Source organism: Streptomyces sp. NPDC126497 (assembly GCF_040302425.1).
GTDB lineage: Bacteria > Actinomycetota > Actinomycetes > Streptomycetales > Streptomycetaceae > Streptomyces.
The window spans coordinates 47,735-53,734 of the sequence record NZ_JBEORT010000042.1 but is presented as its reverse complement, the minus strand read 5'-3'; the positions used below and the strand labels follow the sequence as shown (position 1 = coordinate 53,734).

Genomic DNA, 6,000 nt, shown 5'->3' with positions numbered 1-6,000 from the left:
CGGCCGCCCGGCACGGGCCCCCGGGCGCGGCTGCCCCCCCTGCGCCCCGAGGCGGCGCAGGGTGGCCAGCGCCTCCTCAGCCTCCTCAGCCTCCTCCAGGGTCCGGACACCCGAGACCTCCAGCCGCGATCCTTCGCTTCGGTCTTCCAGCACGGTGCTCCTCCCTACAGTCCGGCGATGACGCGGGCCGCCGCGTGGTCCGTGCAGTGGCCGTGCTCGCCGGCCCAGTCGGCGACGTCCAACGGCCAGCGCTTGTCGAAGAAACCGATCACCACCACCTTGCCCTCCCGGCGCACGGTGTGGACCGTGTCGCCGGGGCGGGTGGCCTCCTCGATGACAGCCTTCGCGTGGTCCTCGTCGAGACAGACGAGCCTGGTTTCCATGACGCGTCCCTCTCTTCCTTGATCGTCGGTGCTGGGTTGTGAGTGGGGTCAGGCCAGGACGTCCCTGCCGCACACGTCGGAAGGGTCCGCCGGGTCGCCGTGGGTGCAGATGCCGCCGTCAGGTAGGTCGTCGGACGTGAGCGGCGTGAGCCCGGCCCAGCCGTTGCCGTGCTCGCGGCACAGCAGCACGCCCGGCTGCCAGAGGTTGCGATACGCCACGACAGGGCCGTTGGCGAGCCGCTTCAGCGACTCCACGGCGTCCCTATCGGCGTCGGTGAACTCGGTGGGCTCGTTGGCGATGTGGTCCTCGGCCAGATCCAGGGCGTAGCGCAGCATCGAACGCTCGTCGTCGGTCAGGGCCGTCGGCTGCTCCTCGGGTACGGGTGAGCGGTCGACGTTATGCCCGAGGGCTTCCCGGACCTCCCTCATGGTCACGGCGCGGCCGGTGGGCGGTTGTTCGTCACCCATGCTTCCTCTCTTCCGTGGTCGTCGGCGGTCTGTCGGTGGTGGGCCGTCCGGACTCGAACCGGAGTCTCCCGGAGCGCGATGGAACCGACCAAGGCTCACGCTCGACGGGGCTCTGCCTGACTGAGCTACAGGCCCTTGCGCCGCAGGCCCGTAAGCCTGCGAGCGGTGCCGGGATCGCGGCTCCCGGCCGGCCGTCGTACGTCAATCGGCTTGAAGGCCGGTGCCGTCGCAGTCGGGGCAGACACCCCCGTGGCTGCACTCGTCGCAGCCGTCCCCTCCGCACTCGGTGCAGATACCGTCCTCACAGTTGGGGCACTGCGCCACGGCCGCGCTCACCGCCCGGCCACGCGGGCCGCGTTGGCCATGTCGTCGTCGGTCTGCTGCGTGCCGCCGCCGTTGACCAGCAGGTAGAACCGGGCCTCGTCGGCGACGGTGGCGCAGTCCTTGGTCTCGGCGACGAGCAGGGACGTCCGCAGCTCGATGCGCCGCTGCCCGACGAGGGTCAGCCCGGTGTACCTGACGTACGGGCCGTCCTCCGTGTCCTCGGTGGTCTCCACGAACTCAGCCGGGAACCAGGACGCCGGTACGGCGAACTCGCCGGCCAGCCACATGATGGCCGTGGTGAGCCGCTGCTTGCCGTCGACCACGGCCCAGATGCCCTTGCCGGTCTCGTAGACGTCCACCCCGTTGGCCTTGCGCCACAGCTCGGTCCCCCTGTCGGCGAGGATGACGACGCCGGCGGGCAGGCCGCGCAGCCACGACTCCACGAGGGCGATGCGCTGGTCCAACGTCCACACGCTGCCGCGCTGGTACGGCGGGTCCAGCAACAGGACGCCACGGCGGACGTCGTCCACGAGGCCCTGGGCCACGCGGTACGTCGGGTTCAGGCTGATGTGCTCCAGCGGAGCGGCGGTCTGCCGGGTCATGGTCGGTTCCTCGTTTCCGTGATCGGAGGGCCGGTCCGCCCGGCCCATTGATTTAATTAAACCAAAAGGCTCCGGAGTGCACAACCCCGGAGCCCCGGCGAGTTCCTGGCCGGCCGTCAGCGACCGTACTGCTCCGCGCCGTGCGAAACGTAGCCCTTGCCGTCGCAGTGGCTGCACGCGGCGACCGACACGGACTCCACCACGCCCGTCCAGTGGGCGACCTGCTGCTCCCACAGCTCCAGCGCCTCGGCGTAGCTGTCGGCCGCGACCCGGTCCGGGATCGGCAGAGTCAGACGCCGGTTGACCTTCACCGGCACGTTCCGGCCCGACTTCAGCGGCCGGCCGTCCCGCCCGGTGTTGGCGCGCCACTCGGTGCGCGGCTCGTCGTACGGGACGTACAGGCTCACGTGGACGCCGGGCCGGTTCTGGAAGTTCAGCGAGACGAAGTCGACGCACGGCATCGCCCGGAACACGTCCATCATGTGGGCGGCCAGGCCCGGGATGTGCCCGGGGAACAGGTGCGCATACTCCGCCCGCTCGGCCAGCACGTACGGGAGCTGTGCGATCCACTGCGGCTCGTCCGGTGCCGGCGGCTCCCGGCCCTCCAGGACCATCACCGGGCCGTCGTAGACGTGCTCCAACGGCGGCTGCTCCTCGGTGACCGCCGTGTAGAACGACCACAGCGTGTCCTCGTCGCCCCTCACGCGGTCGTCGAACTGCTCGCGGGTCAGGGTCGCCGGGTAGCGGACGGACTCCGCCGCCGGGTCGATCAGCCGGTAGCCGGTGGTCTTCGGCCGGGGCTGCGCCGTGGCGGTGAGCCGGGCGGCCTCGCGGTCGGTCGCCCACCAGTTGCCGTGCAGCTCGGTCATGGGCCGGCCGTCGGCGAACACGCCGGTCAGCTTGGCGCGGGCGGTGAACCCGGGCCGGCCGAACGCGTCCGGCACCGGCAGGTGGTACAACCAACGGCCGTCGGGGTGCTTCAGCGCGTAGATGTTCACGGTCGGTTCCTCGTTTCCTTGGTCGATGGTGGTCAGGACGTGGCGGCCGGACGGCGCAGCCCGAGGTACAGACCCCGGTCGCGGCCGGCGCTGTAGACGCGCTGCACTACGACGACGGCCTGGTCCGCCGGCACGCCGAGGGCGCGCAGCTCGGCTATCGCCGCGTCGGTCGCGCTCATCGCCTCGGTGAAGCCGGGATCGGTGATGCGCTCGTCCCGGGTCTGCACGCTGGTCGTCACGGTCGTTGTCCCTCCTGTCCCGCCCCTGGCGCCGGATCATACGGCCGGGGGCGGGAATCGCGTTCCTGAGTTCCTTGGTCGGTGGTGCGGGATCAGCGGGCGGACTTGCTCACGGCGCGTGAGTGCCAGTCGGCCCGGCGCAGGACCGCGATGTCCCGCTCGTTCCCCACGGAGCAGTCGACCCGCGCCGTCTTCTCGGTGACCTTCACGACCGTGCCGGTGCGCCACACCGGATCACCGCTGCCACCGAACCCGTTGTCGGCTGTGGCGAACTGGACGCGGTCGCCCTCGCGGACGTTGCTGAAGTCGACGGGCTCGAACGTCTCGGTCATGGTCGGTTCCTCGTTCCCTGGTCTGCGGTCCGCCCGGCCGGCGTCCCGATGACTTAATTAAACCATGACTCGCCGGGGAGGACAACCCCGGACGCGACGAAGCCCCGGACCGCGAGGGCTCCGGGGCTTCGTCGCTGCGGTGTGGTCAGGACCGGCCGTCGACCGAACAGCTCGCCGACAGGACGCCGTACAGCACTTCGTACCGCCGCACGCCATCCGCGCCGACAGGGTCCGCGAGGATCCGGACCGTCTGCGTCCTCGTCCCGTCCCACAGCTCGTCCGAGACGGTCAGGTCGGCGAGTTCGGCCTGCTGCCGGTCTCTGGCGTACTCGCTCAGGGTGCCCGCACGCACCACGCCTTCCAGTGTCCAGGCGAACGTCTTCAGGCTGTTCATCGGTTCCTCGCTTCCGTGGTCGTGTGCGTCGTACGGTACCGGTCAGGCACGCGGCGGTCGGCCGACGCCGGGACACCGCTCGCCGGTGGAGAAGCCGGCCGCGTCGGTCCCGACGTGCCGTCCGAGCACCCCGCCCTTGCGGACGAGGTAGGGGAACCCGCACACGGAGCACGGTCGCCGGGCGCCGACTGCCGCGCGGGCACGCAGCTCGTCGGCGATCTTCTGGACCTCCTCCTGGACCAGGTCGCGCTCGGCCTCGTCCGGGAAGTAGTGGTCCGGGTCCCATCCGGTCAGCGCGACGTGAAGCATCCCGGCCGCGTGGCGCAGCGCGGCCCGCTTGAGCACCTCGTGCCGCTCCGGTGTGATCAGCTCGTGCACCTGTTCGGTCATCGTTTCCTCGCCTCCTCGATCGCTCACGCGGTCCAGCCGCACGTGCTGATTTCCGTCATGTCGCCGGGCGCGTAGGCACGCACCGGCTCGCCGTCGTACGCCGGGCCGCGCACCGCACGGAACAGCGCTGCGGCGAGCTGCGTCGGGCAGGCGTTGCCGATCTGCTGGCTGATGTCCTGCCCCGACCACGGCCAGTCGGCCGGGAACCCTTGGAGTCGTCCGGCCTCCGACCACGTGAACCGGGGCAACTCCTCGCCGTCCGGCCCGACGACTCGGTTGCGACTGATCTTCCCCGTCACGGTGAACGCGGGCTCGGTGCTCGCCCGCCGGCCGCGCCGGGCCGAGTCCCCGCCGGTGCCGTAGTTGGGGACCACGGTGAACGGGCCCGGCCGGTCCAGCACATCGCCCATGGACACCACGGGGCGCCGGTGCGACTCGACCTCGGACAGCGCCCAGCCCCGGCGCCACGGCCGGTGTGTCGGCGCCGGGATGCCGACGGGCCCGTCCCGACGGGCCAACAGCACCGCGCGGCGCCGGGTCTGCGGCACGCCGTACTCCACCGCGTTCACGACGCCGCACGCGGCGCTGTAGCCCTCGGCGCGCAGGATCTCCACGTACGTCTCCCACACCTGCAGCGCCTGCGGCACCTGCTCCAGCACGACGGCCCGGTACGGGTGCCCGACGTCGGCGGCGGCCAGGGCGTACCGCAGCGGCTCCAGGACGAGCAGCGAACGCTCGTCCGTCCCGGGCGGCGCCGACGGCACGGCCTGACGTGCGGCCATCGCCTTGGCGCGTTGCTGGAGGTGGACGAGAAGCCGACGGCCCTCGCCCCGGCCACCCACGGAGAACGTCTGGCACGGCGGCCCTCCCGCCAGGGTGTCCGCCTCGGGGAAGTCGGCCGGGCCGTGGTCGCGCACGTCGCCGTGCACGGTGGCCAACCCCGCCGCGCGCCGGGTGGCCACCGTGCCGTCGTCGAACTCGACGCCGACGCCCGGCTCGCCGGCCCCTGCGTCCATGCCGCCGGGGCCGGCGAACAGGTGCAGGATCATCGCTTGCCTCCGTTCAGCCAGACCAGCACGGTCGGGTGGGACACGCCGAGGCGAGCGCCGATGGCCCGGACCACCAGGCCCCGGTCGCGCAGCAGCCGGGCCGCGTAGACCTTCTCCGCCCCGCTCAGCGGCGTGTGCTCGCCGTTGACGGCGCGCTCCACGGCGACCAGGTCGATGCCGCCCCGGGCGCAGGTGCCCGCGTGGACGACGCGGATGTACTCGCCGGCGTCTGCGCCGACGCGGGTCGCGTTCACGCCTCGTCCCCCGTCCCGTCCTCGTCGGCCGGGCCGTCGGCGAGGTCGCCGAGGGTGTATCCGCTCCAGCACCGCGCGCAGAACCAGGCGGAGGCGATCCGCGTGCCGGACCGGTTTTCCAGGCCCGGGTGCGTGGCCTGCGTCGCCTCGAACAGCCGCTCGGCGGCGTGGCTGCACGCCTCGCACCGCAGGACGGCGAGCGACCGGTAGACGATGCCGCGCCGGCGCAGCTCGTCCCGCAGGGCCCTCACGTAGCCGTGGACGGCCGTGGCGAGCTGACCGCGCAGCGACGGCCCGGCCAGCTCGCAGAGCTGGGCTCGGCGCAGCACCTCGTCTCCGGTCAGCCGGTCCCAGTGGGACGGGTACAGGTAGCGACTCTGGTGGTGCTCGGCCGCCCGCAGCAGGCCGGCGAACTCCTCGGCGGTCGGGGCGACGTAGCCCTCGGGCGGCCAGACCTTGTGCCGGGGCGCGAAGTCGCCGTCCTGCTGCATCTCCAGCAGGGCGCGGCGCGAGAGTGTGTCGACGGACATGACCCCCACTTTCCTGATTCCTTGGTCTCTGACCTAA

11 protein-coding genes and 1 tRNA gene are annotated in these 6,000 nt (G+C 72.1%); all 12 read right to left on the bottom strand.

The window, feature by feature from the left end; genetic code table 11:
• Window positions 1-164 precede the first annotated feature (164 nt).
• The 12 genes from ABTY20_RS19230 to ABTY20_RS19175 all read right to left on the bottom strand — a co-directional run bounded on the left by ABTY20_RS19230 (window position 165) and on the right by ABTY20_RS19175 (window position 5,963).
• Entirely contained in the window at window positions 165-383 is a 219-nt protein-coding gene (locus ABTY20_RS19230; protein ID WP_351998203.1) for a hypothetical protein, read from the bottom strand.
• A 48-nt stretch (window positions 384-431) separates the two neighbouring features.
• Window positions 432-851 (bottom strand): hypothetical protein, encoded by a 420-nt coding sequence (locus ABTY20_RS19225; RefSeq protein ID WP_351998202.1) that lies wholly within the window; start codon window positions 849-851, stop codon window positions 432-434.
• 36 nt (window positions 852-887) lie between these two features.
• Window positions 888-986, bottom strand: a tRNA-OTHER gene (locus ABTY20_RS19220).
• Window positions 987-1,183: 197 nt separating this feature from the next.
• Window positions 1,184-1,777, bottom strand: a complete 594-nt coding sequence (locus ABTY20_RS19215) for a DUF262 domain-containing protein (protein WP_351998201.1) — start codon at window positions 1,775-1,777, stop codon at window positions 1,184-1,186.
• A gap of 116 nt (window positions 1,778-1,893) precedes the next feature.
• Window positions 1,894-2,775, bottom strand: coding sequence for a hypothetical protein (locus ABTY20_RS19210; RefSeq protein ID WP_351998200.1), 882 nt, complete (start codon window positions 2,773-2,775; stop codon window positions 1,894-1,896).
• 32 nt (window positions 2,776-2,807) lie between these two features.
• The gene (locus tag ABTY20_RS19205) at window positions 2,808-3,014 is read right to left on the bottom strand and encodes a hypothetical protein (protein ID WP_351998199.1); all 207 of its coding nucleotides are present in this window, start codon (window positions 3,012-3,014) and stop codon (window positions 2,808-2,810) included.
• A gap of 92 nt (window positions 3,015-3,106) precedes the next feature.
• Entirely contained in the window at window positions 3,107-3,346 is a 240-nt protein-coding gene (locus ABTY20_RS19200) for a hypothetical protein (RefSeq protein WP_351998198.1), read from the bottom strand.
• Window positions 3,347-3,491: 145 nt separating this feature from the next.
• Window positions 3,492-3,740: a hypothetical protein gene (locus tag ABTY20_RS19195; protein ID WP_351998197.1), complete on the bottom strand. Its 249-nt coding sequence runs from the start codon at window positions 3,738-3,740 to the stop codon at window positions 3,492-3,494.
• Between the two features lie 42 nt (window positions 3,741-3,782).
• Window positions 3,783-4,130, bottom strand: a complete 348-nt coding sequence (locus ABTY20_RS19190; protein ID WP_351998196.1) for a hypothetical protein — start codon at window positions 4,128-4,130, stop codon at window positions 3,783-3,785.
• 23 nt (window positions 4,131-4,153) lie between these two features.
• A complete protein-coding gene (locus tag ABTY20_RS19185; RefSeq protein ID WP_351998195.1) occupies window positions 4,154-5,179 on the bottom strand; it encodes a DNA cytosine methyltransferase in 1,026 nt (341 codons plus the stop codon).
• Window positions 5,176-5,433 carry a hypothetical protein gene (locus ABTY20_RS19180; RefSeq protein ID WP_351998194.1) on the bottom strand — a complete coding sequence of 86 codons (258 nt, stop codon included), beginning with the start codon at window positions 5,431-5,433 and terminating at the stop codon, window positions 5,176-5,178. The genes ABTY20_RS19185 and ABTY20_RS19180 overlap by 4 nt, the downstream gene beginning before the upstream one ends.
• The gene (locus ABTY20_RS19175; RefSeq protein WP_351998193.1) at window positions 5,430-5,963 is read right to left on the bottom strand and encodes a hypothetical protein; all 534 of its coding nucleotides are present in this window, start codon (window positions 5,961-5,963) and stop codon (window positions 5,430-5,432) included. The genes ABTY20_RS19180 and ABTY20_RS19175 overlap by 4 nt, the downstream gene beginning before the upstream one ends.
• Window positions 5,964-6,000 lie beyond the last annotated feature (37 nt).